This is a genomic window from Nocardioides panzhihuensis, from assembly GCF_013408335.1.
GTDB classification, from domain to species: Bacteria; Actinomycetota; Actinomycetes; order Propionibacteriales; family Nocardioidaceae; genus Nocardioides; species Nocardioides panzhihuensis.
Window position 1 is genome coordinate 3,198,257 of record NZ_JACBZR010000001.1, and the last position, 26,738, is coordinate 3,224,994.

Sequence of the window (26,738 nt, forward strand, 5' to 3'; positions counted from 1 at the left end):
TTCTGTCTACAGGTTTCAGTTGGGGGCGAAGCCGGCCAGCGGCGACTCCGCGCACGCACTCACCGGCGGGCTCACGGGTGCAGCCAGATCGGAGTCCGGACGCCGTCGGGAGAGGGTCAGCAGCACCGGTGCGTTGCGGCTGGGCGCGCTGCGGGAGTGGTCCTGTCCGACCGCGGGAATGGTCCGGGCCCCGGCCAGTGCGGTCTCGCCGTATCCCTGGACACACTCCGGGTCCGGGCCGTCCAGCGGCAGGCCGGTGAAGAACTTCGCAGCCATGCAGCCACCGCGACAGGAGTCGTAGTGGGCGCAGCCCGAGCAGGCGCCACCGGTCTGCGGCTCGCGCAGCTCCTGGAAGAGCGCCGAGGTCTTCCACACCTTGTCGAAGCCGCCGTCGGTGAGCAGGTTGCCGGCAAGGAACTGGTCGTGGATCGCGAACGGACAGGCATAGACGTCGCCCACGGGGTCGATCAGGCACACCACCCGCCCGGCGCCGCACAGATTCAGACCAGGCAACGCACCGCTGCCATCCTCCGGCCCGAAGGCAGCCAGATGGAAGAAGGAGTCCCCGGTCAGCACGTTGTCACCGTTGGCGACAAGCCACTCGTAGAGCTCCCGCTGCTGCTCAGGAAGCGGGTGGAGCTCGTCCCACACGTCCGCGCCGCGGCCCGAAGGACGCAGCCGGGTCAGCCGCAGCGTCGCCCCGAACCGGTTCGCGATCGCCTTGAACTCGTCGAGCTGCCCGATGTTCTCCCGGGTGCAGACCACGCTGAGCTTGGCGTCGCGGAATCCAGCCTCGTGCAGGTTGCGCAGCGCGGTGATCGCGGTATCGTACGATCCCGTCCCCCGCACCCGGTCGTTGACCTCGGCCGTGGCACCGTCCAGCGAGATCTGGACATCCACATAGTCGCTCGCGGCCAGCCACCGCGCCCGCTCCGGGGTGAGCCGGACGCCGTTGGTCGAGAACTTCACCCCGACATCGTGAGCGACCGCATATTCGACCAGGTGCCAGAAGTCGGGACGTACGGTCGGCTCGCCACCGCCGATGTTCACGTAGAAGACCTGCATCCGCTGCAGCTCGTCGATCACCGCCTCGCACTGCTCGGTGCTCAGCTCACGCGGGTCGCGCCGGCCGCTGCTCGACAGGCAGTGCGCGCACTCCAGGTTGCACGCATACGTCAGCTCCCAGGTCAGGCAGATCGGCGCATCCAGGCCGAGCTCGAAGTGCTCCACCAGCTTCATCACAGGCTCCTCACGTCACAGGACGGATCATGTCGGTCCGGGCCAGGCCGGAGAGCGCAGCGACGTACGCAGCGTGCTGGCCCTCCGGCACTCCCGATGCCACGAGCGCACCGCGCACGTCCGGGTACGACCCCAGGGCACGCACCACCGCCACCAGCTCGGGACGCTTGAGGAAGGTCAGCTTCCGGTTCCCGAAGTGGTAGGCCAGCGCCCCGAACGGCTCGGGCCGCAGCTCGACCGACGGCGACAGCGCCCACGCGCTGTCCAGGCTCACGGCCATGCTCGGATCACTCAGCATGACGATGCTCAGTAGACGCCGCACATGCCGTCGATCGAGACCTCTTCGATCAACGACTCTTCGGTCAGGGCCTCGTCCACGACCTGGGTGTTCTCTTCAGGGTTCATGACAGCTCTCCTTCATCTTTCGGCGTCCGAGGACGCGGTCTTCGGTGACGCACACCACATTAATGACACTCGGGGTCAAAAAGATAGGGGTTCGCCCGAATCGGCGACTCTTTTGCCTTCGGCGCGCCTAACGCGGCTGATAGATTCCGACGAATGCCGACCAGCCCCGCCCCCGCGACGCGGCGCAGCTCGCTCCGCGGACGCCCCGCCGCCACCACGCACGCGGAGATCGAGCAGGCGGCCTTCCAGCTCTTCATGACCAAGGGCTTCGAGGCCACCACCCTCGACGACATCGGCGAGGCGATCGGGGTCGGCCGACGCACCATCACCCGCTACTACCCCTCCAAGAACGACATCCCCTGGGGACAGTTCGACCGCACCCTCGACGCCTTCCGCGAGATCCTGCGCTCCATGCCCACCGAGCTCCCGCTCCACATTGCGGTCCACCGCGGCGTACTCGCCTTCAACGACTTCCCCACCGACGCCAGCCCCAGCCACCGCGACCGGATGCGCCTGATCCTCACCACCCCGGCCCTCCAGGCCCACTCGGTACTCCGCTACGCCAGCTGGCGCGAGGTCATCGCCGACTACGTCGCCGAGCGCACCGGCCTCCGCTCCGACGACCTCCTCCCCCAGACCGTCGGCCAGGTCTCCCTCGCCCTCGCCCTGACCTCCTACCAGGCATGGCTCGACGACGAGGACGCCTCGCTCCCCGACCTGCTCGACGCCACGATGGGCCACCTGCGCACGTACGTCTCGAGCTGACGCCTGCGACTACAGGGCCGCGGCGATCGCGCGCTTCGCGTCGAGCTCGGCGGCAGCTTCCACTGGGGACGGCGCACGAATGCGTCAGACCAGGGCTGGACCGCCTGCGTCCGGATACTGTCCGGCTACTGTCCGGTCGAGGGTCACTCCAGACCATTGACAACCGTCACTAACTATCATGTTTCCGCAGGTCAACCGCCGGTTTCCGTCGGCCCCAATCACCAACCCTTCACGCGGGACCGCTCCCCGGCTTACAGGCCAGCCCGTTCGCTCTCACCGGCCTGACCTGGCGTTTTACTTTCCAGGTTGACGTGTTCACGGCCGACCGTGCGCCGTCATGCCAGTGAGGAGCGGACAACCGCCGTCAGCACGCGCACTCGCTATGGTTGGGCGGTGACGGCTTCATCTGACCCTCCCTCAAGGTCCATAGAGAGAAGTCCCGCAGCCGATGCTCTCAACACTCTCTCCACAACTGTCGTGATCGGCTGTCTGTCTGTGGCAGCGCTGGCCATCGGCTGGGTCGGCCTCGAAATGCTCGGCAACAGCGGCTGGGAACGGCTGGTCGCGTTCCTCGGCCTGAGCGTCGCCGGCTTGGCATTGCTGGCAGTGCTCCCCCATGCACTGATGCTGCGGTGGGTCAGAAGTCGTCGCCGGTCGCCTGTGCCGCCATGGCCCACTCTCGCGGCCGTCACCGCCACAGCCATTCCCTTTCCGGCGACGATCTTGACCATCTCCAGAGAACCTCCGATCGAGTTCATCGTCCCCATGACCATCTTCGGGATGCTGTTGGCCGTCGAAATCTTCCTGATGCTTCACCTATCGCAGCGCGACAAGAGTCAGGTCGGGCTCAGCAGCGTTAACCATCACGATGACGCCGAACACTGACAGCATTCGCCGCCGTGGCTGGCCGGCGCCGTCCGGTCGAGAGTCACTTCAGCTCGTCGGCAACCGTCGATGAAGTCATGTTTTCGCAGGTCAAGCACCCATATCCGTCCACGGTAACCAGCACCGTCCACACGGGAATGGACTCCCGCTTACAGGCCAGCCCGCCCGCACCACACTGATCGAAAGTCGCCGATCTCGCCGAGAATCGGCTGGCATGGGCGCTCGTCAGGCGTGAGACGGCGCGGGTAGGGCGTTGGTTACCTTCCCCCGCCGACCGGAAGTGCTTCGAGCACCACACCCGGGGCCTGGCGGCGTACGGAGTCGGCCTTCCACTTGTCGGGGAAGAGGGCGAGGACGGTGCCGTCGGAGCGGGTCATCACCTCGACGCCGCTGAAGCCGCTGATGGTGCCGGCGTGCTCGGGGGTGGTGTGCAGTGCGAGCGAGTAGGCGAGGTTGTCCATCCGGATCGGGGCGTGGAACTCGGTCTCCATCCGGGCAGCGACGACCTCGAACTGCATCGGCCCGACCGCGGCGAGCACCGGCGCCTGGTCGCCGCGCAGCTCGGAGCGCAGCACCTGGACGACGCCCTCCTGGTCGAGCTGCTCGATCCCGCGCCGGAATCGCTTGTAGCGGCCGGCGTCGATGACGCGGGCACTGACGAAGTGCTCCGGGGCGAAGCTCTCGATCTCCGGGAACTCCGCGGGCACGCCGTCGTAGATGGTGTCGCCCACGCGCAGCGCGTTGGCGTTGACCAGCCCGACGATGTCGCCGGGCGAGGCCGTCTCGACCGAGGAGCGTTCCTTGCCGAAGACGGTGTGGGCGTACTTCGTGGCGAACGGCTTCCCGGTGGCCGCATGGGTGACCACCATGCCGCGCTCGAAGACGCCCGAGCAGACCCGCGCGTAGGCCAGCCGGTCGCGGTGGTTGGCATCCATGCCGGCCTGCACCTTGAAGACGTACGCCGAGAAGTCCGCGTCCACCTCGCGCGCCCCACCTGCGGCGAGCGGGGTCGGTCCGGGGGCCGGGGCGAGCTCGAGAAGGGTGTCGAGGAGCTGGGCGACACCGAAGTTGAGCAGGGCCGAGGCGAACAGCACCGGGGTGGTCCTACCTGCCAGGAAGGTGGACTGGTCGTGGTCACCGCCGTCGGCGGTGAGCAGCTCGGCCTCCTCGCTGGCCCGCTCCCAGTCCTCACCGGCCGCCGCGAGCGCAGCCTCAGCGGTGAGGTGTTCCTCCGGCGCCCGAGTGGCTCCGCCTGCGGTGCGGGTGTAGCGGACGAATCCGCCCGTACGCCGGTCCAGGACTCCGTGGAAGTCGCCGGGGACACCGACCGGCCAGGTCAGCGGAGTGGGCCGGAGTCCGATCTGCGACTCGATCTCGTCCATCAGCTCCAGAGCGTCGCGCCCCGGCCGGTCCCACTTGTTGATCACGGTGATCACCGGGAGCCCGCGACGAGCGCAGACCCGGAACAGCTTCAGCGTCTGCGGTTCCAGGCCCTTGGCGGCATCGACGAGCATGACCGCGGAGTCGACCGCGGACAGCACTCGGTAGGTGTCCTCGGAGAAGTCGGCGTGGCCCGGGGTGTCGACCAGGTTGACCACATGGTCGCGATAGGCGAACTGCAGAGCCGTCGAGCTGATCGAGATGCCACGGCTGCGTTCCATCGCCATCCAGTCCGAGACAGTCCCCTTGCGGCCGGCCTTTCCGTGGACCGCGCCGGCCTCGGCGATCACCTGCGCATGCAGGACCAGGGCCTCGGTCAGGGTCGACTTTCCGGCGTCCGGGTGGCTGATGACGGCGAAGGTACGTCGGGGGCGGCGGTCTAGATCAGGCATCGTCCTTGAGGCTACCGCCACGTGAGAGTTGGCATGGCATTCCCTTCGAGGCCATCGAAAGGGTGCTGCGCTGGGTTGGGCGACCCAGGCAGAGTGGTTCGTAGCAACCGGCGTACCCAACCTGCCACCACAGCATCCAGGACGCCCTGCGCGACCTTGATGGTCTCGGCTGATCCGACAGGAGACGTGAGATGGACACGACCACCGCGATCGCCCGCTTCGACGAAGTCCGGGCCGACACCGAACGCCTCGCCGCACCTCTCTCCCCCGAGGACCAGACGGTCCAGTCGATGCCCGACGTCTCCCCGACGAAGTGGCATCGCGCGCACGTGACCTGGTTCTTCGAGACGTTCGTGCTGGCCGAGAACGAGCCCGGCTTCACCCCGTTCCAGGACAAGTACTGGTTCCTCTTCAACAGCTACTACGAGCAGGTCGGGCCGAGGTACGCGCGGCCGATGCGTGGCGTGATCAGCCGCCCCGGCGCGTACGAGGTCGGCGACTACCGGCGCAACGTCGACGATCGGGTCAGGGACCTGCTCGACCGCGTGGACGGGGGCACCTTCGCCAAGCTCGCCCCGACGATCGAGCTCGGCTTCCACCACGAGCAGCAGCACCAGGAGCTGCTGCTGATGGACATCAAGCACGTGCTCTCGCTCAACCCGCTGGAGCCCGTGTACGCCGGGCGTCCGGTCACAGGCCGCGGGACGGAGGGACTGGGGTGGGTCGACTTCGACGGCGGCCTGGTCGAGATCGGGTCCGAGGGCGGTGGGTTCTGTTTCGACAACGAGCTGCCGCGGCACCAGCAGTGGCTGGAGCCGTACCGGCTCGCCGATCGGTTGATCACCAACGGCGAGTGGCTGGAGTTCATCGCCGACGGCGGCTACCGGCGCCCCGAGCTGTGGCTCTCGGACGGGTGGGCTCGGGTCAACGCCGAGGACTGGCAGGCGCCCTTCTACTGGCGAGAGGCCGACGGCGAGTGGTTCGAGCACACCCTGCACGGCACGGTCCCGCTCGACCCGGGGCTGCCGGTCTGCCACCTGAGCCACTACGAAGCCGACGCGTACGCCACCTGGGCCGGCAAGCGCCTCCCGACCGAGGCCGAGTGGGAGCACGCTGCCCAGACCCATGAGGTGGCCGGCAACCTCGCCGACCGAGACAGCTTCCACCCACGCGCGGCCGGAGCCGCGACCGGCGGCCTGCGACAGCTCTTCGGGGACTGCTGGGAGTGGACCTCCTCGGCCTACCTGCCCTACCCGGGCTTCCACCCCGCTGCCGGTGCGATCGGTGAGTACAACGGAAAGTTCATGTCGAGCCAGATGGTGCTCCGCGGCGGCTGCGCGCTCACCCCACCGGGACACACGCGAGCCTCGTACCGCAACTTCTTCCCGCCCGGCGCCCGCTGGCCGGTCACCGGCCTCCGGCTCGCCGACGACGGGCGCCGTGCGTGACCTGGTCAGCTGACATTCCGTGTGCCCATCGCGGCATCCTCGGACCGCCGAAGACGCACGCCGACTGGGCCTGTGATCACGACGACTGCCCCGCTCCCCTGAAGGTCGGTCCATGGACCGTCGCGGTCAGCGGCACCATCGAGGAGTCGTGGACGCTCGTCCTCGACAGAGCGCAGCAGCAGCGCCTGCCGGTCGGCTCTGCCGTGGTCCAGCTCGCCAACGAGATCGAGGTGGGTGACTACTCGGTTCTCCTCAGCGACGGGGAGGAGCTCGCCCTGCTGACCGGTGACGAGGGCAGCCACCTGGTCCAGCCCGCGGCCTGGGAGTACGTCGTCAGTGGCGGTCCGCTCTCGGACGCTCCGTCGACCTCGATCCCGCCACGCACCATCGGGGTCCTCAGCCCCTGCGGGCCGACCTGGTGGCGGCTCGACACACCGCAGCACAACCCGAAGGAGAACTCCGCGTGAACCTCGACGACGGCCAGACCAGCACCCGCACACCAGCCCCGGGCAGTCTCACCACGCTGTTGACCGCCGAGGACCTGCGGCAGAGCCTTGCAGAGGACGCACGCACCGGCTTGAGCGCATCACCGAAGTGGCTTCCGCCGAAGTACTTCTACGACCAGCGTGGTTCGGAGCTGTTCGAGGAGATCACCCGACTGCCCGAGTACTACCCGACCCGCACCGAACGGGCGCTGTTGACCGAGTACGCACGCGAGATCGCCGAGAGCTCCGATGCCGAAGTGCTTCTCGAGCTGGGGTCCGGCTCCTCGGAGAAGACCCGGCTCCTGCTCGACGCGCTGGCGCAGGCCGGTCGGCTGACGACGTACGTCCCCGTCGATGTCAGCGCCAGCGCACTCACCCAGGCGATGGAGGCGCTCGCCGAGGAGAGGCCGGGCCTCGCGCTGCACGGCGTCGTCGCCGACTTCGACCAGCATCTTTCGCAGCTGCCGACCCCGGGACGTCGGCTGATCGCGCTGCTCGGCAGCACGCTGGGCAACTACGACCGCCCCGGACGGGAACGGTTCCTGCGATCCGTCGCCGCCGCCATGCAGCCCGGGGAGGGTCTGCTGCTCGGGCTGGACCTGGTCAAGGACACCGGGCAGCTGGTCGCCGCCTACGACGACGCCGCCGGGGTGACCGCCGAGTTCAACCTCAACGCGCTGCACGTCCTCAACCGCAGCCTCGGCGCCGACTTCGACGCCGACGGGTTCCGGCATCTGGCGCGTTGGAACACCGCGGAGGAACGGATCGAGATGCGACTCGTCGCCCAGGACTCCGCCCGGGTGGAGCTGCGCGAGCTCGACCTCGTCATCAAGTTCGACGAAGGCGAAGAGCTCCTCACCGAGCTGTCATGCAAGTTCCGCCGGAGCAGCGCCGCCAGCGAGCTCGCTGCGGCAGGCTTCCGCGACGCCCGCTGGTGGACCGACCCGGACGAGGCGTACGCACTCGTCCTGGCCAGGCGCTGAGCGCGACGGCCAGCGGCGGGTTGCAGGACGAGCGCCGCGTCCTCACCGGCTGCGAGGTCGACCTTCTCTTGGACGCTGCCCAGCGAATCGCACGTCCAGGGTGAACGTGGTCTGCTCGATGCTCCTGGGAACGACGCGGCCCCCGCCCCCGCTCGGGGCCGCGTCGTCATCAGGAGCATCGAGCAGACCGACCGCTGCTACTTCTTGAACGCGTCCTTCACGTTCTCGGCGGCCTTCTTCACCGAGGCCCCGGCCTGGTCGCCCTTACCCTCGGCCTCGAGGGACTCGTCGTCGGTCGCCTTGCCGGCGGCCTCCTTGGCCTTGCCCCTGGCGTCCTGCGCGGCGTTCTTCGCCTTGTCACTCATACTCATATCCGGACTCCTTCTCTCTCTTTTGTGATGGATGGTGCGGGTACTCCGACGAGCGCGATCACTGCACTCGTACGTTGGACTGGCGGCTGGCTCTGCCGCGTCGCGGCGAGTCGACCAGGATCCGGCAGGTCACCGCGTTGTCGGGGAACGCCGAGGCGAGGTCCTGCGAGCAGGTCTCGGCGGCGTCGGTGATCGACGCGACCGAGGCGACCGGGTCGATCCGCCCGCGCAGCAGGATCACCGGCCGCGACCGGATGGTCACCACCGTCCCGCTGACGCCGGTGAGGGCAGCCAGGCTCTCGATCCGGTCGGCGGCCGCGTCCGCGATCGAACGCAGGTCGGCCTGGACCCGCCCCGTCTGGTCACTGGCCTGGAGGCGCAGGGTCGAGGGGCCGCGACGCCCGAGGTGAGCCACCAGCCACACCAGGCCGAGCAGCCCGAGCAGAACGCCGACTGCGGCGAACGCCCACGGGAACCAGCTGGAGCCCACGATCTCGGCGGCCGGGTCGGCGGACAGCTCGTCCGGGTAGCCCTGCAGCACCCACTGGTAGTGCCAGTCGACGATCAGCAGCCCGAGGGCGACCAGAAGTACGCCGGCGAACAGGGTGAGTCCTCGGTCGAACCTGATCACTCGAGGAGTCATCGGGGCACCTCCGTGGCTCGGACCTTGATGCTGGCTCCGGTGAGCCAGCCGACCTCTTCGTCGAGGACGGCCCGCACGTGCTCGGCCACCTCGGCCGCCTCCTGGGGACCGTCGGGAGTGTTGCGCGCAGCGACGACGATGTCGACGACGGTGCGACGCCGAGTGCTGCGTGAGGAGTCGGCGGACACGACCCCGGGGAGCCGGTCGGCGGTCTCCTGAGCCAGGGCCGCGACGGCACCGGGCGCGAGCCAGAGGTCGGCATCGCCCGTCACTCGCAGGTGCGTACGCCGCCCGGGCCGGAGCCCGAGCCAGATCAGCACCAGCCCGGCGAGCACGACGACTCCGCCGACGATCGCCAGTCCGACGGAGGCGCGCAGGCCGTCGCTGCCGTCCACCAGGACGGGAGCGATCGGCGAGCCGGTGGCCCACCCCTGGCTGACCAGGAGGTCACGGACCGCGATCACGGCGATCCCGATCAGGACCAGCGCGAGCACCGTGGCCGCCAGGACCACTACCGGCGCGCGGCGAGGCTGGGTGCGCGGCGCGGGCGGACGAGAGCTCGGTGCGACCTGCTCGTCCTGTTCAACGGTCTGCGTGCTCATTCCACTCTCCTTCCGGTGTCGTCGGCGGCGGTCGGGTCGACCGCGTGCACGGTGACGTCCACGCTGCGGACCTCGATGCCGGAGAGGCGAAAGGCCTCCTCGCGTACGGTGTCTCGCGCCGCCGTGGCGATGCGGGTGACGTTGCCGGGCCAGATCATCGCGACGTCGAGCTTGACCCGGACGGCACGGCCCTCTGCCGTGATGTCGGCCTTCGGCAGCGCCATCCCGGTGATGCGGCCGAGCTTGCTGCTCTGCGCCACCGTCCCCGGCAGCCGCAGCGCCGCGAGCTCGACGATCCGCTGGAGCGCCTTGTTCCGGACCTCCAGCGTCCCGCGGTCCTCCGCCTGGTCAGCGGGCTCGGGGTCGGTTTCGAGGACGGCCGTCTGGCGCGCCGGGGACTCAACCACGGCGTCCTCGCAGCAGGCTACGAAGGTCGAGCTCGCCGTCGACCTGGCCCCCGATGAGGTAGCCGGCCCCGCCCAGCACGATGGCCAGAAGCAGGCCGACGAGCCCCCCGGTGACGATGGCGATCGTGAGCAACAGTCCGGCGACCAGGCCGAGTGTCGAGTTGGTCATGACGTGTTCTCCTAAGGAAGGTCAGAGCGGGTCGTAGCCGAGGAAGCGCTGTCGGGCAGGTAGATGTCCTCCACCGTGACGTCCACGGGGCCCGACACGTACGGCCGGACCGCCTGGCGCACCGCGGCGGTGGTGTCGAGGACCGGTATGCCCCAGTCGAGAACGACGTGGACCGAGCAGCCGGGCTCACGCATCCGCACTCCGTTCACGCGGCGGCCCGGAAGATAGGTGGCCACCTCCCCCACGGCCCCGGCGTGCAGATCGTGGACCCCAGGCACCGCGAGGACGGCGGCCGCGACGAGGTCGACGACCTCCGGCGCGGCGCCGTCGGCGCCGTCGTGGTCCTGCGGGGAAGGGTCGGTGTGCACCGTCACTCCACCCGCCGGCCGGCGTCCTGGTCGGCGTCGCTGGTCTCGTCCTCGAGGAAGACGTCGTGCACGGTGATGTTGACCTCGGTGACCTCGAGGCCGGTCATGCGCTCGACCGACGCCTTCACGTTGCGGCGGATGGCGCTGGCGAGGTCAGGGATCGAGGTGCCGTACTCAGCGACGATGTCGAGGTCGGCGGCAGCCTGCCGCTCCCCCACCTCCACAGCGACGCCCTGGCCGAGATTCGTACGCGAGCCGGGGATGCGCTCGCGGAGAGCCCCCGCAGCGCGCGCCGCGCCGCCGCCGAGGTCGTGCACACCACTGATCTCGCGCGCAGCGATCCCTGCGATCTTCGAGACCACGGTGTCAGCGATCGAGGTGCGTCCGAACTCGCTCGCCAACGCGCCCGAGTCGCCCCGGTCCGTCGACTGGCTCTGGCTGTCGTTCGTCAGCGAGCTCGTGGTTCCGGTCTTCGACTGCGTCATGAGAAGAACCTTCCTGATGATGTTCGGTGGTGTTCGTGGGTGTTGACGCCGGTTAGTCGCGGCTACATCTCGAAATGTCACAGAAATCCTGGTGTGTTCTACATCACATATCTTTGCTCAAGGGTGGTAGAACTTCACCTATCTGCAATCTGCCTCGTCGTGGCAGCAGAAGAAGGACTCGGGGGGCAATGTCGGAACCGCAGGCGTCATCGGAGCCGTCGGCGACGGATGATGCCCTTGTGCGCGCGGCCCGTCTGGGCGACCAGGAGGCCTTCCGGGAGATCGTGGATCGCCACGGCCCCGCCATGTACCGCTACGCCCTCCGTCTGGTCGGTGACTCCACGGACGCCGCCGAAGCGACCCAGGAGGCCTTCGTCTCGGCCTGGCGCGGCCTGTCCGGCTTCGCCGGACACTCCTCGCTGCGTACGTGGCTGATCCGTCTCGTGCACCGCCGTGCGGCCGATCTCCAGCGGAACCGACGTGCGACTCCGATCGACGACGGGCTGCTGTCGCGACTGTCTCCGGCGGCGGCGGACAACCCGCTGCAGACCGTGATCGACGCCGAGCTCCTACAGGCGCTGCAGCTAGCATTGAATGAACTACCGTGGCACCAAAGGGCGGCCTGGCTCCTGCGGGAGGTCGAAGAGATGAGCTACGAGGAGATCTCCGTCGCCCTGGCCATGCCGATCGGCGCCGTCCGGGGACATCTCTACCGTGGTCGACGCACACTCGCGGAGAGGATGGCACGATGGCGCTAGATCCCAGCCCGCTCGACCGCGCTGTCCGCGCCGCCCGAGCCGATGAGCCCGAGGGATGGGTTGACCTTGCCGAGTCGATCATGTCGCGGGTGCGCCGGGTCGTCGTCCCGTCCGAGCCGATCCTGACGTTCACCGCGCAGGGCGCATCCTCGCGCGATACGGAGGGCTCGGAGACCTTCGTCTCCGCACGCGTGGTCACCGCCGCGCTGCGCCGACTGCTCCAGGAGCATCCGACCCACGCCCCGGAGACCATCGACCTGCACGTCGACGACAGCCGCCTGACCGGCGTCGACATCCGCCTGGTCGCCAGGTTCGGCGTCGAGCTCCACCCGCTCGCGGACACCCTGCGTCCGCAGATCTACGCCATCCTCCGAGACCTCCTCGGTCCGGCGCCCGGTGTCGACCCGTCGATGATCGAGATCGAGTACGTCGACGTCACCCGAGGCGACCCGAACAAGACCTGACCGGGTCGTCGGTCACTGCAGCCATTTCCGAGCGCCGATCACCGCGGCCAGCTCGTCGGTTCGCTGATCGGTCCAGCCCGGCGGCGGCAGGATCGCCGCCCAGGCATGCACCGGCGCCGTGCCGAACTGGTGGCCCTGTCCGCTCGGCACCGAGTTGGCAGAGAACTGGTCGACGCCCAGCTGCAGCATCGTCACCCCGGGGATCCAGCGTACGTTCGGGGAGACGTCGCGTCCGCGCTCCTCCTCCAGCCAGTCCGGACGTTCGAGCGCCACTGACGGCGACCACCAGGTGATCGGGTCGTTCGCGTGCTGGAGATACCCGATCCGGGTGCCGTCCCAGGCTCCGGGAGCCTCCCAGTCCTCGGGCCTGTCGGCGAACCGGACGATCTCGCCGTCGTCCACGACTGGGAGCACCTGAGGAGTCCCCGGCTCGCGCTCCTCGGTGAACCGGTCCCAGAGTCGGTTGTCGGCGGTCGGGCCCACGAAGAGGGCGCCATCGGTGCGGGTGGCGAGGTCATGGGCTCCGCTGAACGCCGCCTCGCCACCGAAGCTGCCCAGGCTCTCGCCGCTCACGACCAGCAGCGGGCGGTCGGCCTCGGGGATCTCCAGCCAGCGTCCGTAGATGGCGTCGAAGAGCGCCAAGCCGGCATCCTGCGCACGCTGCCGGTCCAGGATGAAGGACATCCAGCTCGGGAGGTAGGAGTACTGCAGGCTGACCGTCGCCGTGTCGCCACCCCACATGAACTCCAGCGCCTGGGCCTGGTTCTCGTTGACCCAGCCCCGACCGGTGCCGGTCACCACGTTGATCACGGCACGGTCGAAACCCCCGAGCGCGTCGAGCTCGGCCACCGCGGTCCTCGCCTCGTCGCGGATGTCGACGCCTTCAGGGCCGGCCCCGACGTACGCCCGGACCGGCTGTTTGGCAGGCTCCTGGGTGAACTCGCCGATGTCCGCGGCGGTCGGGGCGCTCGCGATGAAGACCCGCCCCTGGCGACCCAGGGCGTCCCATGTCTGGGACGAGGCCGGGCCGGCGGTGAGCTCGGGCGTCGTCGGGGCGGGTACGTCGGTGCTGAACTCCTCGTTGATCGTCGCGAAGCTCGCGTCGAGGGCGCCCAGCAGCCGGTTGCCGCCCACCCCGATCGCCAGCTCGTAGATCAGGACCGCAGCGAGCAGGCCGCCGATCACGGCAGACGGGGCAGCGGGAAGGAAACGGCCGACGAACCGGCCGATCGAGCGGCCTAGCGCCTTGATCCCTCGCGACAGGCCGAGCAGCAGCGCGAACAGGACCGCGGTGATCAGCACGGTGAGCACCAGGTGACCGACGCCCACCTGGTCGGCTTCGACCAGGCCGCGGACCTCGTTCTCCCAGCGCAGAGCCAGTCCCAGCGCCACCAGGGTGCCGAGACCGCCGCCGACGGCCAGGACCCGCCACGCGATCACCCGCGCCCTGCCGGCCAACCGCCCACCGCAGCTGCGGACCAGCCACCCGGCCGACGCGCCTGCGCCGTAGCCGGCAAGCATGCACAGCGCGGTGAGCAGCGCCTGGAAGAGCGCTGTCCGCGGCATCAGTGACGGGGTCAGTGACGCCCACAGGAGCACGGTGGCGCCGGCGGTCGCCGCGAACGGCGCTCGCAGCTGGCTGCGAAGTGCGCTGATCGCGCGGGCGACCCTTGGACGCCAGATGTCGCTCACCGTCAAGATGCTAGCGACACACCTCGTGGGTCGGGCCCCCTTTCAAGGCGAAACCCGGCGCGCGCCGGCACTCAGCCTGGAGGCAGTGCCGGGACACCGACCGCTGGCGTCGGCGGCGTGCCGTCGGTCTCCTCGACCATGCCGGACGGGCTGCGGCCTCCTGCTCGTTCTGCTCCCACCCCGGCCGCGACCACCAGCCCGATCCCGAGGACGGCGATGAGGTTGGGTACCTGATGGAGGGCGAAGAACCCGATCACCAGTGCGATCGCCGGCTCGAGCGCCATGAGTGTCCCGAAAGCGCCGGCGGTGAGGCGACGCAGCGCCCCCATCTCCAGGGCGAAGGGCACCACCGGCACCAGGAGCGCCAGTCCGAGGCCGGCCAGCAGGAGCTCGGGCGTGAGCTTTCCGACGATGCCCGGTCCGACCACGAAGGTTGCGACCACGGCCGCGACCGGCATGGAGATCGCGAGGCCACCGATGCCACTGACCGCATCGCCGACTCGCTGTGTCAGCAGGATGTAGCCCGCCCAGCACACCGCCGCGCTCAGGGCGAACGCGACACCGACCCCGTCCACAGCGCCGTCCCACGGTTGGGTCAGACACACCACACCACCGGCCGCCACGAGAGCCCATGCTCGCGCGATGCCGCGGCTGCGGAGGACAGCCACCCCGAGCGGTCCCAGGAACTCCAGCGCAGCCGCCGTGCCGAGCGGGAGCCGGGTCAGCGCTGCCATGAACAGCAGGGTCATGCCGGAGGTGACCACGCCGAGTGCGACACCGGCCAGCAGCGTCTCGCGGCTGAACGAGGAGAGACGCGGTCGCACGAGGACGAGAAGGAGCAGACCTGCCCAGAACAGGCGCAGCCAGGCGACCCCCGCCGAACCGAGCTGATCGATCAGGCCAACCGAGGCGGCGAGCCCGAGCTGTACGCAGAGCATGGCCACCACCGCCATCGAGGTGCCGGTGCGAGCGGAGGGGGCGTGGCGGGCAGCCGATCTGAACATGAGGACCAGTGGACCTCATCCCATCTGTTCGCGTCCACGTGACATTGCTAGACATAATGTTCATTGATCCGAAACGATAGACACGTGGACGTACGCAGGCTCAAGATGTTGCTCGAGCTCTCTCGCCTCGGCTCGATGCACGAGGTCGCCGACGAGATCGGCACCACCACCTCAACCGTGTCCCAAGCCATCGCCGCCCTCGCCCGCGACGTCGGTACCGCGCTCATCGAGCCCGATGGCCGGCGGGTGCGACTCACCCCAGCAGGCCATCGTCTGGCCGAACATGCCGTCACCATCCTGGCGGCGGTCGATGCCGCCCGTCTGGACCTGGATCCCGACGCGGAGCCGATCGGTGTGGTCCGGGTGGCCGGATTCGCCACCGCGATCCGCCGCTCCCTCATGCCGGTGATCGACGACCTCCGGCACGTTCATCCCGGCATCGAGGTGCGGGTGCGCGAGCACGAGCCGCCCGAGGCGCTGGCGTCGCTTGCACGCGACGACGTCGACCTCGCTCTCGTCTACGACTACAACCTCGCCCCCGCCTCCTGGCGCAGCGACCACGACACCACCGCACTGTGGGAGGTCGAATGGGGTCTCGGGATGCCGACGTCCGAGCCGCGTGCCCCGCTCGCGACTTTCGCCGACCGCGACTGGATCGTGAACTCGCGCCACACCGCCGACGAGGAGGTGCTGCGCACCCTGGCCTCGATGGCGGGATTCACGCCCCGAGTGGTCCACCGTGTCGACGCTCTGGAGCTCGTCGACGACCTCATCCTCGCTGGTCACGGGCTCGCGTTGCTGCCGCGAGGGCGCACGTCTCGCCGCGGCGTCACCGTACGGCCGTTGACCGACCCGACGGTACGGCTGCGCGGCTATGCCGCGACGCGCCGCGGGCGCGACCGATGGCCACCTCTACGGGCACTCCTGAACCGGCTGCCCCAGGTCTGACCGGCCTCCGACTGCCAAGATCGTCTCGTGCCCATACCTCCCACGCCCTGCTTGCCCCTCCCCCAGGGGGAGAGGCAAGGATGACCGCATGAGCGAGCCGCTGCTGTCCATCGGGACGTTCTCGCGCGCGGCCAGCCTGTCCGTCAAGACGCTTCGCGCCTACCACGCGCAGGGCCTGCTCACCCCGGCCGCGGTGGACCCGGAAACCGGTTTCCGTCGGTACGCCGCCGGGCAGCTCGCGGATGCTGCCGTGATCCGCCGGCTCCGTGACCTGGAGGTTCCGCTCGCCGACGTCGCCACGATCCTGGCCGCGCGGGACCCGGAGGTCACCGCGGCGACTCTGGCGCGCCATGCCGACCAGATGCGTGAGCGCGCGCGACGGGTCGAGCAGATCGTCCAGGACCTGCACGCGGCGCCGCCGGAGACCTGGACCCCGCCGCGTCTCGTCGAGCTTCCGGCGACGAGCGCGGTCGCGGTGACCGGTGTCGTCCGGGACAGCGCCTACGACGCCTTCCTGGTGGCGGCGTACGCGCGGCTCGAGGAGGGCTGCCGGGACGCGGGCGTCGAGGTCACCGGGCCGGCGTCCGCCCTGTACGACGCGGAGTTCCTCGACGACGCCGAGCAGGAGGTCACGGCGTACTTCCCGGTCCGGGCGCAGGCCGCCCCAGCGGGCACGACCCTGCTGCAGCTGCCGCCGGTGACGGCCGCGGTCGTCACCCATGCCGGGGACCACGAGACCCTGCCCGACACCTACGGGCTCCTCGGCGCCTGGGTCGCTCAGCACGGAACCCCGAGCGGGCAGCCGCTGCGGGAGGCGTACGTCGCCAATGTCTCCGACAGCGTGCCGCCGTCGGCCTACCAGACCGACATCGTCTGGCCGCTCATCCCTCGAAAGGACACTCCATGACACTGACCCTCGGCGCGATCAGCTTCGACTGCTCCGACGCGCTGCGTACCGCGACGTTCTGGGCCGCCGCGCTGGACCGAAGGCTCGACGAGGACAGCACCGAGGAGTTCAGCTCCATCGGCCTGAAGCAGCCGGCCCCCGGCGTACCGGCTTGGTTGTTCGCGCGGGTGCCCGAGCCGCGACAGGCGAAGAACCGCGCCCACCCGGACCTCATCGCTCCGGACCGCCCGGCGGAGGTCGCTCGCCTGGTGGATCTCGGCGCCACGGTCCTCGGCGAGCACGAGGAGAGCGGCATCGAGTGGACGGTCCTGCGCGACGTCGAGGGCAACGAGTTCTGCGTCGCCACCGCGCACTGAGCTCTGCTGCCGGCGACTCGCCGAGCTGCTCGGCGACCGGGTGGTGGTCACGTTCGACGGGAAGTTCCTCGACTACAACTGGTGAGGACCCTCACCGGGGGTATGGCCGGAACCGGGACCTGGTCCCCGGCCGGATCAGCTAATTCGAGAGGGTCGAAGGTCCCGTCTACCCCAATATTGGGTAGGTGAAGAGAGTTCCTGCAACCCGCTGAGACAGCGCCGGGAGACCCTCCTCTCACAGGCCTCGCCGAGGCGGCCCACCAGCCGCACTTGCTCCTCGGTTTCAAGAGGTCCCCAGGATGCACCCGCGGTCGGCCCGGGCCGACCGCGACAGGCATCTCTGTCCGCCCGCCCCGTCTCGGGTGCCTCAGCCCTGCTCACCACAGGCACGGACCGCCACAACCCATGAAGGAACCAACCCATGAACATGCACAGCTCCACCAAGATCGGCCTTGCGGCTGTAGCCGTTGCCGGAGTCGCCTCGGTCGTCGCAGCCCCTGGGGCTCAGGCCGCGCAGGACTGCAAGACGACCACCGTGACCTCTCAGGTCAAGGTCGCCGACGAGAAGAAGACCACCGAGGTCACGCCTGCGGTCACGCACGTGGAGCACACCGACGCGGTGTCCCACGAGGAGTCCCGCTTCTCGACGGTGGTCAAGGGTGAGAGCCACGAGGCTGTCACCGAGGACCAGTTCCGCAACTCGGTCTACACCCGGACCTACACGCCCGGCACCGCCGCGGTGACCGACACCATCGAGCACCCGGCTGAGACCCGCACGGTCGAGCACCCGGCCGAGACTCACACGGTCGAGCACCCGGCCGAGACGCACGTCGTCCACCACGAGGCGGTCACCCACGAGGAGACTCGCGTCCAGGACCGTGGCTACGCCTACAAGCAGAAGCAGACCGGCAAGGTCCGCTACCTGGACACGCCGGGCTGGAACGGCGAGGACGAGCACGGCGACAAGGGCTGGGTCCGCTTCGCCGAGGGCGACCTGACCGAGACCGTCACCGTCGTGGACGTGGCGGCGTGGGACGAGATGGTCGTGGACAAGGAGGCCTGGACCGAGACCGTAGTGGACAGGGAGGCCTGGACCGAGACCGTAGTGGTCAAGGAGGCCTGGACCGAGACCATCGTGGTCGAAGAGGCCACTTCTGCCGTCTTCGGCCCGTGGCAGTGGGACCGCTTCACCACCTGGACCACCACGTCGGGCACCCCGGCCGATGAGGACGGTCAGGACGGCGATGACAACCCCCTGAACCTGTCCCAGATCGGCGAGCAGTACGCGCAGACCGTGATCACGAAGGAGGCCCACACCGATCTCGACGCCACGCTCTACTTCGTCGAGGACGGTGAGCCGACCACGAACCTGGCCGACGCATCCTGGACCGCCGACGAGCCTGCGGGTTGGGACCTGGTCGACACCCGCACGGTGGAGGACAGCGCAGCATCGGACGTCACCGTGGTGGACTCGCCTGCCTCTTCGGTCACGGTCGTCATCCCGGCTGTCTACGAGACCAAGACCAACGAGTCGGAGAAGTGCGCGGCGGTCGTCAAAGACGCCAGCACCAAGGCCGCCTCCGAGGTCCCGAGCCGGATCGATGCCGGTCTGGCTGGGAACCTGCCGAACACGGGCGGTCCGAACGGAGTGCTCCTCGCCGCCGGCGGGCTGCTGGTCAGCATCGGGGGCATCGGGTCCTTCCTCGCCCGTCGCCGGAGGAACGCCTGACTCACCAGAAGAATCTGCGCCGCCACCGGTCACTGAGCTCTGCTGCCGGCGACTCGCGCCCAGGAGCTGGGGGTCTGGCCGAACTGGCGGCGGAAGGCACGACCGAACGTACCGACCTCGCTGAACCCGCTGGCGCGGCAGGCGTCGGAGACCGCGACTCCGCGGGCGAGCAGCGTGCTGGCGAACTCGAGGCGGGCACGTCGGATCTCGGCCGCGGGCGAGCGACCGTCCTCGGCCAGCAGAGCCTGGACCGAACGTACGGACACGTGCAGCTCAGAGGCGAGGTCGGCCGCGGTGAACTCCGGATCCCGGAACCGCTCGCGCACACATTGGTCCACCGCTGTGCGGAGGGCGTCGCGCGTGATGATGTCGACCTCGTCGACCGCGAATCCGGGGGCGGCGGGGGCAAGGGCGAAGGAGAGCAGCCTGGCCCCGGCCGTACCGACGGAGCGGGTGGACCAGGCGACCGGTAACGGTCGGCCCTGGCGGGTGAAGAACCACTCCGGTGCAGTGGCCGCGGACGACCCCGGGCGGTCGAGAATCGGGCAGGCCTCGGAGGGGTACGCGGTCCCATCGGGCCGGTGATCGTGCAGGGTCTCATGGCTGGGCGAACCGATGATCTCGTCGGCCGAGCTGTAGCCGAGCAGGGACAGCGCGGCTTGATTGGCCAGCTGGACGGTCCCGTCGGCACCGATCACCCACAGCGCGGTGGGTGTCACGTTGACCACCGCGGCCAGCAGGCCGTCGTCGAGCTCGGGCCTCGGTTTCCCCTGGCGCAGCGGTTCCATCCGTTCTCACCCTTTCGCCTCGTCGCACCAGGTTCGCCCGTCCCTGTTTCACCTCGGTCCTCCTGCCTGTGTCGCTCCGGTTAACCGAGGCCGGTGGCGCGCAGATCGCCGAGGATCGTGCGCGGATGGCCTATTCGGATCGTCGTCTCGGGTGGTGGCATGGGGCCGTGGGTCAACGGCGATCCGAGGTTCCAGTCATACGTGCCCACCTCGTCCCCCAGGAGGCGACCCATGTCCTACGTGAGCCCGAAGGAGCTCGCCGGCCGCATCGTCAGCTCCGGTGAGTCCAAGGTCTTCATGTCGACCAGAGATACGTTGATCCGTGCCTACATGGCGGGAGCGATCTTGGCGCTGGCGGCCGCGTTCGCGGTCACCATCGGCGCCAAGACCGGCGAACCGCTCATCGGCGCGGTGCTCTTCCCCGTCGGCTTCTGCATGCTCTATCTGCTCGGCTTCGACCTGCTGACCGGCGTCTTCACCTTGGTTCCGCTGGCCTGGCTGGACCGGCGTCCCGGCGTCACGTTCGGCGCGATGATGCGCAACTGGGGCCTGGTCTTCGTCGGAAACCTCGCCGGCGCTCTGACCACGGCGGTGATGATGGCGATCTACTTCACCTACGGCTTCTCCGTCGAACCCGACGCGGTCGGCCAGGCGATCAGCGCCATCGGCGAGGGCCGGACGCTGGGCTACGCCGATCACGGGGCCGCGGGGATGCTGACCCTCTTCGTACGCGGCGTGATGTGCAACTGGATGGTCTCCACAGGCGTCGTCGGAGCGATGATGTCCGACAGTCTCCCGGGCAAGGTGATCGCGATGTGGATGCCGATCATGGTCTTCTTCTACCTGGGCTTCGAGCACTCGGTCGTCAACATGTTCCTCTTCCCCTCGGGGCTGATGCTCGGCGGCGACTTCACCGTCGTCGACTACCTGATCTGGAACGAGATCCCGACCGTCCTGGGAAACCTGGTCGGCGGCCTGACCTTCGTCGGCCTGGTCATCTACGCCACCCACCACCGAACCGGCTCGGAGCGTGCGCGTCCCGAGCCGATCCCGCGTACCGACTCAACCGTCTCGAACGAGGTGTGAACAGATGACCGAGCCCATCTTGAGCAAGACGGAGGCCGCCGCGGCGGTCACCTCCGCCCGGTCACGTGCCGGGATCACCTGGGCCCAGATCGCCGAGCACGTCGGCCGTGCGCCCGTGTGGACGACCGCCGCCCTGCTCGGCCAGCACCCCATGAGCGCCGCCGAGGCGAAGGCGGCCGGCGAGCTGCTCGGCCTCGAGCCCGAGGTCGTCGAGGCCCTGCAGGTCCAGCCCTACCGGGGTGCGGCATCCGGCGTGGCGTCCGATCCCACGATCTACCGGTTCCACGAGGGCCCTGGCCGTCTACGGTCCTGCGCTCAAGGAGCTGATCCACGAGGAGTTCGGCGACGGCATCATGAGCGCGATCAACTTCAAGGTCGACATCGCTCGCCGCTCCGACCCCGGCGGCGACCGGGTGGTGGTCACCTTCGACGGGAAGTTCCTCGACTACAACTGGTGAGGACCCTCACCGGGTATGCCCGGTGTCCCGGGCGAACGAATTTTCGTTCGCCCGGGACAGCCGTTCGTACGCGTACTTCGACGAGCTCAGTGCACGCCGGCCATCAACCGGCGGATGGGCCGGTTGCCGATGAGCAGCACGACACCGACGACCACGGAGGCGAGCCCGACCCACCAGAAGAACGCGCTGTCGTCGTTGACGTCGTAGAAGGCGGCCAGCCGTCCCGACATCGCGGTCCCGAGGGCGATCGAGAGGAAGAAGAGGGCCATCATCTGGGTTCGGAAGCGCTGCGGGGCGAGCTTGGTGGCCAGAGAGAGGCCGACCGGCGAGAGGAGCAGCTCGGCGAGGGTGAAGAGCAGCAGGATGAACGCCAGGCCGACCAGCGGCACCGAGTGTGCGCCGCTCGGCATCAGCAGGAACACCCAGAACGCGATGCCCATCACGATGTTGCCGATCGCGAACTTCACCGGCGTCGAGGGCTGACGGGGGCCGAGCTTGGTCCACACCGCCGCGAAGACACCCGAGAGCAGGATGATGAAGACCGGGTTGATCGAGTTCACCCACGAGACCGGCATCTCCCAGCCGAAGATGTCACGATCCAGGCGCTGGTCTGAGTAGACCACCATCACGGTGAACTGCTGCTGGTAGAGCGACCAGAAGACCGCGGAGGCGATGAAGAGGGGAACCATCGCCCACACCCGGCTCCGCTCGATGGCGGTGACCTGGCGGCTGAGCAGGATGACCGCGAAGAGCGCGACCGCAGCGACGGAGGCGACGCCGATCACGATGTTGGCCAGTCGCGGCGCGGTGATGACGCCGGTCAGGCAGAGCACCACGATCAGCGCCACGGCGCCGACGGCGATGGCGATCCAGCGGCCACGCTCCGAGGCCGGGAGCGGGTTGGGCACGACACGGCTCTCGGCGGGGAGCCTGCTGCGACCCATCGAGTACTGCACCAGGCCGAGGATCATGCCGATCGCGGCCAGCCCGAACCCGAAGTGGAAGCCCCACTGCTTCTGCAGGAGCCCGGTCAGCAACGGACCGACCAGCGCACCCAGGTTGATGCCCAGGTAGAAGAGGGAGAAGCCGGCGTCGCGACGCTCGTCGTCGGGCGCGTACAGCGTGCCGACCAGGGAGGAGGCGTTCGCCTTCACTCCGCCCGAGCCGAGCGCGATCAGCACCAGGCCGACGCCCACACCGGCGATCCCCGGGATCAGGGCGAGGCCGAGGTGACCGAAGACGACCAGCCAGGCCGAGTAGAAGAGCGTACGCTCCGCGCCGATCAGGCGGTCGGCGATCCAGGCCGCGATGATCGTGGAGAGATAGACCGAACCGCCGTACGCACCGACGATCCCGAGCGCCACCGTCTCGCTGATCCCGAGGCCACCCTCGGCCACGGAGTAGTAGAGGTAGATCGCCAGGATGCCCTGCATGCCGTAGAAGCTGAACCGCTCCCACAGCTCGACGCCGAACAGGTTGGCCAGTACGCGTGGCTGGCCCAGGAAAGACCGGTCGCGGGGATCGTCCGCGTCGGTCTCACTTTGCAGTTGACTCATTACTTTAGGCTCACAAGATCAGGCGCCTCGGCCAAATCGCGAGCAACGGCATCGCGAGTCCTGTGACAATTGCCACCTGCCCAAGGTGTTGAGGCAGCAGGTTGCTGACGCTCTCACCCTCTAGCTCGAGCTGGGCGCTCTCGGCGCGGCTCGGACGTGAGCGCGTTCGCCCTGCTTGCCGACCAGGCTGAGATATTCGACCGGCCCCGAGCTCGTGGCTGCGAACCAGTGCGGCGTACGCGTGTCGAACTCCGCTGCCTCGCCGGGCTCGAGGATGAGGTCGTGCTCGCCGAGCACGAGCCTGAGCCTGCCGTTGAGGACGTACACCCAGTCGTACCCCTCGTGGGTGCGCAGGTCCGGCTCGGCATCGTCGCGGCCGGTGGGGAGGACGAACTTGTACGCCTGGATACCGCCCGGCCTGCGAGTCAGGGGAAGGATCGTGGAGCCGTCCGCACACGGGATGGCCCGCAGATTGATGCGCGGGTTCCCGGTAGGTGGTGCATCAACGAGCTCATCGAGCGTGACGCCGTGGGCGCGCGCAAGGGGAAGCAGCTGTTCCAAGGTGGGGCGGCGCAGACCTGCCTCGAGCCGGGACAGCGTGCTGGTCGAGATCCCGGTCTCTTCAGACAGATCACTGAGGGTGATGCCGCGACGTTGGCGGAGGCGCTTGAGTCGCGGCCCCAGCGCGTCGAGGGTGCGGTCGGGCGAAGGGTCCATGTCGACGATTTTGCCATTCAGCAACAACCTTTGCGAATCCGCATTCTCGTGAGCACCATCGACTCATGTGGCCGTCAGACGATGGCCGCGGTGCAGGTTGTGAAAGGAAATCCATTGAGCACGAACCCACCTGTCTCCGGTGTCAGCCGTGGCGAACCAGTCGACGCGGACGACTCGGCCATCCACGACGCGGGGCAGCGCCGCGCGATCTTGATCGCGGTCTGCATCGCACTGATGGCCGTGATCGCCTCGGTCACCGGCCTCAACGTCGCCCAGCCCGAGCTCGCCGTCGAGTTCGACGCCTCGCAGAGCACTGTGCTGTGGTTCATCAACCTCTACACGATCAGTCTCGCCGCCCTGCTGCTGCCGTTGGGCGCACTCGGCGACCGGATCGGCCGCAAGCCCGTGCTGCTCGTGGGACTGACCGTCTTCGGCGCCGCGAACGTGGCGGCCGGGCTGGCCAACTCCTCTGAGATGATGCTCGCTTCCCGCTTCGCCTCCGGTGTGGGCGCGGCCATGATCATGCCGGTTACCCTGGCGGTCATCACCTCGACCTTCCCCGAGGAGGAACGCGCCAAAGGCATCGGCGTGTGGACCGGCGTGGCCGGCGGTGGCGGCATCCTCGGCATGTACCTGTCCGCCCTGCTCGTCGACGTCGCCACCTGGCGGTGGCTCTTCATGCTGCCGATCGCGCTCGTCCTGGTTGCGGTCGCAATGATCGTGCGCTCGGTGCCCAACTCACGCGAGCACACCGAGCACCGGTTCGACACGATCGGCTCGGCGACCTCGGTCCTCGCCGTCCTCGGGCTGATCTTCGCGCTCCACGAGGGTCCGGTACACGGCTGGACCGAGCCCGCGACCATGATCGGGCTGGTCGGTGGCATCCTCGCCGCGGTCGCCTTCGTCGTCTGGGAGCTGCGCCAGACGGCGCCTCTGCTCGACGTCCGGCTCTTCAGTGAGCGAGGCCTGGCCAGCGGATCGGTCACGCTGCTGGTGGTCTTCGGGGTGCAGGCTGGGATCTTCGTGGTGCTCTTCCCGTTCCTTCAAGCCGTGCTGGGGTGGTCCGCACTGCGCGCCACGCTGGCGATGATGCCGATGGCGTTGCTGATGATGCTTGCCTCCGGGCTCGCCCCGAAGGTCGCCTCCCGCGTCGGAGCTCGAGCCACGACGGCTGCCGGCATCTTCCTCGCCGGCGCCGGACTCGCCTTCATGGCCGGCCTGGTCTCCGTCGAGGGCGGCTACCTCGCGGTCCTGCCCGGCATGCTCTCCATGGGTATTGGCATGGGCCTGTCCATGACGCCGTCCACGGAGGCGATCACCAGCTCACTGCCCCGCGAGCGCCAAGGGGTCGCGTCCGCACTCAACGACGTCACCCGCGAGTTCGGCACCGCCCTGGGAATCGCCCTCCTCGGAGCCATCCTGTCCGCCGGCTACAGGAGCGCGATCGACGATCGTCTTGATGGCGTCCCGGACGACGTCGCGGACACAGCACGCGAGGGCATCGCGAACGCCGTCGCCGCAGCAGACGGCGCCGGCCCCCAGGCCGGAGCGCTGGTCCGGGTCGCACAGGAATCGTTCGTCGACGGCTGGCAGAACGCCATGTGGGCAGGCGCCGCGGTGATGGCCGTCCTGTTCGTCTACATCCTTGCTCGTGGCCCGCAGGATGCCCGCAAGCCAGCCGACGCTGTCACCGAGGCTCATCGATGACCCATGCCCCGGCCCGTCGAGTCGCAGTCTCGATCTGCCTGACGGCGGCTACGACGGTCGGGGCAACAGGTCGGCGTCGCGATGCTCGACCAGCTCGGGCTGCTCGCGGGCGATGCGGCCGATCCCCCACTGGCCGAGCGGCTCGAGCGCCACGTTGAGGGCGTGGCCGTGCTCGGTCAGCGAATACTCCACCCGCGGGGGCACCTCGGCGTACACCTCGCGGTGCACCAGGCCGTCCTGCTCCATCTCCCGCAGGTGCTGGGTCAGCATCTTCTCGCTGACACCGGGCAGGCCGCGGCGCAGCTCGGCGAAGCGGCGTACGTCGTGCTCGTCGAGCTCCCAGAGGATCAGCCCCTTCCACTTGCCGCTCACCACGTCGAGCGCTGCGTCGATGCCGCAGATGTAGGGACCGTTTCGGGCCTGCTTCGTCACGGGGGTGCTCCTTACGAACCTTTTGGTAAGTACCCCAGTAATTAGTGGGTACTCCCGCGATCCTACGCAAAGTCCGAGGATGGTGCGTACCGATCGAGAACGAGACGAGAGAAGTCCACCATGAATCAACCTCGCACCGCCGTCACCCTCATCGGCCTCGGCCCGATGGGCCAGGCGATGGTCCACAGCCTGCTCGCGGCCGGCCATCAGGTGACCGTATGGAACCGCACGGCATCGCGGGCCGACGAGGTCGTCGCCGCCGGCGCCCAGCTGGCCGACTCCCCCGCCAAGGCGGTCGCGGCGAGCGACCTGGTCATCCTCAGCCTGACCGACTACCAGGCGATGTACGACGTGCTCGGCTCAGCCACCGACGAGCTGAAGGGGCGCACGGTCGTCAACCTCAGCTCCGAGTCGCCCGAGGGGACGCGTCGGGGTGCGGAGTGGATTGCCTCGCACGGCGCGCAGTTCCTGACCGGGGGCGTGATGATCCCGGCGCCGATGGTCGGCACACCCGATGCGTTCGTCTACTTCAGCGGGCCCGCTGACGCACTCTCGCCGCACGAGGATGTGCTGGCTCGCATCGGGGCGGTCCGCTACCTGGGCGAGGACCCCGGTCTGGCCCAGCTGATGTACCAGGCGCACCTGGACGTCTTCCTGACCTCCCTCTCCTCGCTGCTCCACGCCGTCGCGCTGCTCGAGACGGGCGGCATCAAGCCGACCGCGTCCATCCCGGAGCTGATGCAGACCCTCGCCGGCATCCCGCCGATGCTGGCCGTCGGCGAGGACTTCGGCGCCCAGCTCGAGGCCGGTCAGCACCCCGGCCACCTGAGCACCATCACGATGATGGGCGCCACCGCCGACCACCTCGTCGAGGCCAGCGAGGCGGCCGGTATCGATACCGACCTCCCTCGCGCCGTTCAGGCGCACTACACCTGGGCTCGCTCGCGTGGGTACGGCGGGGAGAACTGGTCCCGGATCATCGACGCCATCCGGCCGTACGCCCGAGGGTGAACTGTTGCCGGGGCGGTCTCCGTGAGGAGGCCGCTCGC

31 protein-coding genes and 2 pseudogenes are annotated in these 26,738 nt (G+C 69.0%); 16 read left to right on the top strand and 17 right to left on the bottom strand.

The window, feature by feature from the left end; translation table 11 throughout:
- Positions 1-15 precede the first annotated feature (15 nt).
- The 3 genes from mftC to mftA are packed head-to-tail and all read right to left on the bottom strand — an operon-like array spanning position 16 to position 1,644.
- Positions 16-1,239: a mycofactocin radical SAM maturase gene (gene mftC, locus BJ988_RS15150; RefSeq protein ID WP_179658720.1), complete on the bottom strand. Its 1,224-nt coding sequence runs from the start codon at positions 1,237-1,239 to the stop codon at positions 16-18.
- 10 nt (positions 1,240-1,249) lie between these two features.
- Positions 1,250-1,519, bottom strand: coding sequence for a mycofactocin biosynthesis chaperone MftB (mftB, locus tag BJ988_RS15155; protein WP_218860889.1), 270 nt, complete (start codon positions 1,517-1,519; stop codon positions 1,250-1,252).
- A 26-nt stretch (positions 1,520-1,545) separates the two neighbouring features.
- Complete coding sequence (mftA, locus tag BJ988_RS15160; protein ID WP_179658722.1) at positions 1,546-1,644, bottom strand: mycofactocin precursor MftA; 99 nt, start codon at positions 1,642-1,644, stop codon at positions 1,546-1,548.
- A 153-nt stretch (positions 1,645-1,797) separates the two neighbouring features.
- Here mftA and mftR point away from each other — a divergent pair, with 153 nt between their 5' ends.
- Positions 1,798-2,409 (top strand): mycofactocin system transcriptional regulator, encoded by a 612-nt coding sequence (gene mftR, locus BJ988_RS15165; RefSeq protein WP_179658723.1) that lies wholly within the window; start codon positions 1,798-1,800, stop codon positions 2,407-2,409.
- A gap of 495 nt (positions 2,410-2,904) precedes the next feature.
- On the top strand, positions 2,905-3,294 hold the full coding sequence (locus tag BJ988_RS15170; RefSeq protein ID WP_179658724.1) for a hypothetical protein: 390 nt from the start codon (positions 2,905-2,907) through the stop codon (positions 3,292-3,294).
- Positions 3,295-3,551: 257 nt separating this feature from the next.
- Here the strand turns inward: BJ988_RS15170 and BJ988_RS15175 are convergent, their stop codons facing one another.
- Positions 3,552-5,126 carry a peptide chain release factor 3 gene (locus BJ988_RS15175; protein ID WP_179658725.1) on the bottom strand — a complete coding sequence of 525 codons (1,575 nt, stop codon included), beginning with the start codon at positions 5,124-5,126 and terminating at the stop codon, positions 3,552-3,554.
- Positions 5,127-5,317: 191 nt separating this feature from the next.
- On the opposite strand from BJ988_RS15175, the gene egtB reads away from it, so the two are divergent.
- Genes egtB through egtD form a run of 3 tightly spaced genes read left to right on the top strand, consistent with a single transcriptional unit; the run spans position 5,318 to position 8,042 of the window.
- Positions 5,318-6,574, top strand: a complete 1,257-nt coding sequence (gene egtB, locus BJ988_RS15180) for an ergothioneine biosynthesis protein EgtB (RefSeq protein ID WP_179658726.1) — start codon at positions 5,318-5,320, stop codon at positions 6,572-6,574.
- Positions 6,571-7,041 (top strand): hypothetical protein, encoded by a 471-nt coding sequence (locus tag BJ988_RS15185; protein WP_179658727.1) that lies wholly within the window; start codon positions 6,571-6,573, stop codon positions 7,039-7,041. The genes egtB and BJ988_RS15185 overlap by 4 nt, the downstream gene beginning before the upstream one ends.
- The gene (gene egtD, locus BJ988_RS15190; RefSeq protein ID WP_179658728.1) at positions 7,038-8,042 is read left to right on the top strand and encodes an L-histidine N(alpha)-methyltransferase; all 1,005 of its coding nucleotides are present in this window, start codon (positions 7,038-7,040) and stop codon (positions 8,040-8,042) included. The genes BJ988_RS15185 and egtD overlap by 4 nt, the downstream gene beginning before the upstream one ends.
- Positions 8,043-8,239: 197 nt before the next feature.
- On the opposite strand, the gene BJ988_RS15195 is transcribed toward egtD, so the two are convergent.
- Genes BJ988_RS15195 through BJ988_RS15225 form a run of 7 tightly spaced genes read right to left on the bottom strand, consistent with a single transcriptional unit; the run spans position 8,240 to position 11,087 of the window.
- Complete coding sequence (locus BJ988_RS15195; protein ID WP_179658729.1) at positions 8,240-8,413, bottom strand: CsbD family protein; 174 nt, start codon at positions 8,411-8,413, stop codon at positions 8,240-8,242.
- 58 nt (positions 8,414-8,471) lie between these two features.
- Entirely contained in the window at positions 8,472-9,056 is a 585-nt protein-coding gene (locus tag BJ988_RS15200) for a hypothetical protein (protein ID WP_179658730.1), read from the bottom strand.
- Positions 9,053-9,658 carry an Asp23/Gls24 family envelope stress response protein gene (locus BJ988_RS15205; RefSeq protein ID WP_179658731.1) on the bottom strand — a complete coding sequence of 202 codons (606 nt, stop codon included), beginning with the start codon at positions 9,656-9,658 and terminating at the stop codon, positions 9,053-9,055. The genes BJ988_RS15200 and BJ988_RS15205 overlap by 4 nt, the downstream gene beginning before the upstream one ends.
- Entirely contained in the window at positions 9,655-10,065 is a 411-nt protein-coding gene (locus tag BJ988_RS15210) for an Asp23/Gls24 family envelope stress response protein (RefSeq protein WP_179658732.1), read from the bottom strand. The genes BJ988_RS15205 and BJ988_RS15210 overlap by 4 nt, the downstream gene beginning before the upstream one ends.
- Positions 10,058-10,234: a DUF2273 domain-containing protein gene (locus BJ988_RS15215; RefSeq protein WP_179658733.1), complete on the bottom strand. Its 177-nt coding sequence runs from the start codon at positions 10,232-10,234 to the stop codon at positions 10,058-10,060. Before BJ988_RS15215 ends, BJ988_RS15210 begins: the two co-directional genes overlap by 8 nt.
- Positions 10,235-10,245: 11 nt before the next feature.
- Complete coding sequence (locus BJ988_RS15220; RefSeq protein ID WP_179658734.1) at positions 10,246-10,602, bottom strand: Asp23/Gls24 family envelope stress response protein; 357 nt, start codon at positions 10,600-10,602, stop codon at positions 10,246-10,248.
- A 2-nt stretch (positions 10,603-10,604) separates the two neighbouring features.
- Positions 10,605-11,087 carry an Asp23/Gls24 family envelope stress response protein gene (locus tag BJ988_RS15225; protein WP_179658735.1) on the bottom strand — a complete coding sequence of 161 codons (483 nt, stop codon included), beginning with the start codon at positions 11,085-11,087 and terminating at the stop codon, positions 10,605-10,607.
- Positions 11,088-11,326: 239 nt separating this feature from the next.
- Between BJ988_RS15225 and BJ988_RS15230 the strand changes: the two genes are divergently transcribed.
- Together BJ988_RS15230 and BJ988_RS15235 are read left to right on the top strand one after the other, a co-directional pair.
- The gene (locus BJ988_RS15230) at positions 11,327-11,845 is read left to right on the top strand and encodes an RNA polymerase sigma factor (protein ID WP_343051625.1); all 519 of its coding nucleotides are present in this window, start codon (positions 11,327-11,329) and stop codon (positions 11,843-11,845) included.
- Positions 11,836-12,309 carry a hypothetical protein gene (locus tag BJ988_RS15235; RefSeq protein WP_179658737.1) on the top strand — a complete coding sequence of 158 codons (474 nt, stop codon included), beginning with the start codon at positions 11,836-11,838 and terminating at the stop codon, positions 12,307-12,309. The genes BJ988_RS15230 and BJ988_RS15235 overlap by 10 nt, the downstream gene beginning before the upstream one ends.
- 12 nt (positions 12,310-12,321) lie before the next feature.
- Here the strand turns inward: BJ988_RS15235 and BJ988_RS15240 are convergent, their stop codons facing one another.
- Together BJ988_RS15240 and BJ988_RS15245 are read right to left on the bottom strand one after the other, a co-directional pair.
- The gene (locus tag BJ988_RS15240; protein ID WP_179658738.1) at positions 12,322-14,001 is read right to left on the bottom strand and encodes an alpha/beta-hydrolase family protein; all 1,680 of its coding nucleotides are present in this window, start codon (positions 13,999-14,001) and stop codon (positions 12,322-12,324) included.
- A gap of 71 nt (positions 14,002-14,072) precedes the next feature.
- Positions 14,073-15,005 carry an EamA family transporter gene (locus BJ988_RS15245; RefSeq protein WP_218860891.1) on the bottom strand — a complete coding sequence of 311 codons (933 nt, stop codon included), beginning with the start codon at positions 15,003-15,005 and terminating at the stop codon, positions 14,073-14,075.
- 84 nt (positions 15,006-15,089) lie between these two features.
- On the opposite strand from BJ988_RS15245, the gene BJ988_RS15250 reads away from it, so the two are divergent.
- From BJ988_RS15250 to BJ988_RS15265, 4 genes are all read left to right on the top strand, one after another.
- Positions 15,090-15,953, top strand: coding sequence for a LysR substrate-binding domain-containing protein (locus tag BJ988_RS15250; protein WP_179658739.1), 864 nt, complete (start codon positions 15,090-15,092; stop codon positions 15,951-15,953).
- Positions 15,954-16,041: 88 nt separating this feature from the next.
- Positions 16,042-16,860, top strand: a complete 819-nt coding sequence (locus tag BJ988_RS15255) for a MerR family transcriptional regulator (protein ID WP_179658740.1) — start codon at positions 16,042-16,044, stop codon at positions 16,858-16,860.
- The gene (locus tag BJ988_RS15260) at positions 16,857-17,216 is read left to right on the top strand and encodes a VOC family protein (protein ID WP_179658741.1); all 360 of its coding nucleotides are present in this window, start codon (positions 16,857-16,859) and stop codon (positions 17,214-17,216) included. Before BJ988_RS15255 ends, BJ988_RS15260 begins: the two co-directional genes overlap by 4 nt.
- Positions 17,217-17,637: 421 nt before the next feature.
- On the top strand, positions 17,638-18,945 hold the full coding sequence (locus tag BJ988_RS15265; RefSeq protein WP_179658742.1) for an LPXTG cell wall anchor domain-containing protein: 1,308 nt from the start codon (positions 17,638-17,640) through the stop codon (positions 18,943-18,945).
- 29 nt (positions 18,946-18,974) lie between these two features.
- On the opposite strand, the gene BJ988_RS15270 is transcribed toward BJ988_RS15265, so the two are convergent.
- Positions 18,975-19,733 (bottom strand): helix-turn-helix transcriptional regulator, encoded by a 759-nt coding sequence (locus BJ988_RS15270; protein WP_179658743.1) that lies wholly within the window; start codon positions 19,731-19,733, stop codon positions 18,975-18,977.
- Positions 19,734-19,964: 231 nt separating this feature from the next.
- Here BJ988_RS15270 and BJ988_RS15275 point away from each other — a divergent pair, with 231 nt between their 5' ends.
- From BJ988_RS15275 to BJ988_RS31580, 3 genes and pseudogenes are all read left to right on the top strand, one after another.
- Positions 19,965-20,819, top strand: coding sequence for a formate/nitrite transporter family protein (locus tag BJ988_RS15275; RefSeq protein WP_179658744.1), 855 nt, complete (start codon positions 19,965-19,967; stop codon positions 20,817-20,819).
- A gap of 4 nt (positions 20,820-20,823) precedes the next feature.
- Positions 20,824-20,991 (top strand): annotated as a pseudogene (locus BJ988_RS31380) (hypothetical protein); the annotation flags it as partial.
- Between the two features lie 67 nt (positions 20,992-21,058).
- Positions 21,059-21,277 (top strand): cyanase, encoded by a 219-nt coding sequence (locus BJ988_RS31580; RefSeq protein WP_425490870.1) that lies wholly within the window; start codon positions 21,059-21,061, stop codon positions 21,275-21,277.
- A gap of 86 nt (positions 21,278-21,363) precedes the next feature.
- Here the strand turns inward: BJ988_RS31580 and BJ988_RS15285 are convergent, their stop codons facing one another.
- Both BJ988_RS15285 and BJ988_RS15290 read right to left on the bottom strand, forming a co-directional pair.
- The gene (locus tag BJ988_RS15285; RefSeq protein ID WP_179658745.1) at positions 21,364-22,833 is read right to left on the bottom strand and encodes a peptide MFS transporter; all 1,470 of its coding nucleotides are present in this window, start codon (positions 22,831-22,833) and stop codon (positions 21,364-21,366) included.
- Positions 22,834-22,953: 120 nt separating this feature from the next.
- Positions 22,954-23,550, bottom strand: a complete 597-nt coding sequence (locus tag BJ988_RS15290; protein WP_179658746.1) for a helix-turn-helix domain-containing protein — start codon at positions 23,548-23,550, stop codon at positions 22,954-22,956.
- A 114-nt stretch (positions 23,551-23,664) separates the two neighbouring features.
- On the opposite strand from BJ988_RS15290, the gene BJ988_RS15295 reads away from it, so the two are divergent.
- On the top strand, positions 23,665-25,257 hold the full coding sequence (locus tag BJ988_RS15295) for an MFS transporter (protein WP_246321496.1): 1,593 nt from the start codon (positions 23,665-23,667) through the stop codon (positions 25,255-25,257).
- Between the two features lie 48 nt (positions 25,258-25,305).
- Here the strand turns inward: BJ988_RS15295 and BJ988_RS15300 are convergent, their stop codons facing one another.
- Positions 25,306-25,689 (bottom strand): winged helix-turn-helix transcriptional regulator, encoded by a 384-nt coding sequence (locus BJ988_RS15300; protein ID WP_179658747.1) that lies wholly within the window; start codon positions 25,687-25,689, stop codon positions 25,306-25,308.
- An 84-nt stretch (positions 25,690-25,773) separates the two neighbouring features.
- On the opposite strand from BJ988_RS15300, the pseudogene BJ988_RS15305 reads away from it, so the two are divergent.
- Positions 25,774-26,700: pseudogene (locus BJ988_RS15305) on the top strand (NAD(P)-dependent oxidoreductase); the annotation flags it as partial.
- Between the last annotated feature and the right edge of the window lie 38 nt (positions 26,701-26,738).

Bases quoted from the DNA above. Each gene is read 5' to 3' on its own strand.
- mftR (WP_179658723.1), top strand. From the start codon at position 1,798: ATGCCGACCAGCCCCGCCCCCGCGACGCGGCGCAGCTCGCTCCGCGGA.
- BJ988_RS15175 (WP_179658725.1), bottom strand. From the start codon at position 5,126: ATGCCTGATCTAGACCGCCGCCCCCGACGTACCTTCGCCGTCATCAGC.
- BJ988_RS15245 (WP_218860891.1), bottom strand. From the start codon at position 15,005: ATGTTCAGATCGGCTGCCCGCCACGCCCCCTCCGCTCGCACCGGCACC.
- BJ988_RS15270 (WP_179658743.1), bottom strand. From the start codon at position 19,733: ATGGAACCGCTGCGCCAGGGGAAACCGAGGCCCGAGCTCGACGACGGC.
- BJ988_RS15235 (WP_179658737.1), top strand. From the start codon at position 11,836: ATGGCGCTAGATCCCAGCCCGCTCGACCGCGCTGTCCGCGCCGCCCGA.
- BJ988_RS15205 (WP_179658731.1), bottom strand. From the start codon at position 9,658: ATGAGCACGCAGACCGTTGAACAGGACGAGCAGGTCGCACCGAGCTCT.
- mftB (WP_218860889.1), bottom strand. From the start codon at position 1,519: ATGGCCGTGAGCCTGGACAGCGCGTGGGCGCTGTCGCCGTCGGTCGAG.
- BJ988_RS15225 (WP_179658735.1), bottom strand. From the start codon at position 11,087: ATGACGCAGTCGAAGACCGGAACCACGAGCTCGCTGACGAACGACAGC.
- BJ988_RS15255 (WP_179658740.1), top strand. From the start codon at position 16,042: ATGAGCGAGCCGCTGCTGTCCATCGGGACGTTCTCGCGCGCGGCCAGC.
- BJ988_RS15215 (WP_179658733.1), bottom strand. From the start codon at position 10,234: ATGACCAACTCGACACTCGGCCTGGTCGCCGGACTGTTGCTCACGATC.
- BJ988_RS15260 (WP_179658741.1), top strand. From the start codon at position 16,857: ATGACACTGACCCTCGGCGCGATCAGCTTCGACTGCTCCGACGCGCTG.
- mftC (WP_179658720.1), bottom strand. From the start codon at position 1,239: ATGAAGCTGGTGGAGCACTTCGAGCTCGGCCTGGATGCGCCGATCTGC.
- BJ988_RS15265 (WP_179658742.1), top strand. From the start codon at position 17,638: ATGAACATGCACAGCTCCACCAAGATCGGCCTTGCGGCTGTAGCCGTT.
- egtB (WP_179658726.1), top strand. From the start codon at position 5,318: ATGGACACGACCACCGCGATCGCCCGCTTCGACGAAGTCCGGGCCGAC.
- mftA (WP_179658722.1), bottom strand. From the start codon at position 1,644: ATGAACCCTGAAGAGAACACCCAGGTCGTGGACGAGGCCCTGACCGAA.
- BJ988_RS15275 (WP_179658744.1), top strand. From the start codon at position 19,965: ATGTCCTACGTGAGCCCGAAGGAGCTCGCCGGCCGCATCGTCAGCTCC.
- BJ988_RS15285 (WP_179658745.1), bottom strand. From the start codon at position 22,833: ATGAGTCAACTGCAAAGTGAGACCGACGCGGACGATCCCCGCGACCGG.
- BJ988_RS15290 (WP_179658746.1), bottom strand. From the start codon at position 23,550: ATGGACCCTTCGCCCGACCGCACCCTCGACGCGCTGGGGCCGCGACTC.
- BJ988_RS15200 (WP_179658730.1), bottom strand. From the start codon at position 9,056: ATGACTCCTCGAGTGATCAGGTTCGACCGAGGACTCACCCTGTTCGCC.
- BJ988_RS15195 (WP_179658729.1), bottom strand. From the start codon at position 8,413: ATGAGTATGAGTGACAAGGCGAAGAACGCCGCGCAGGACGCCAGGGGC.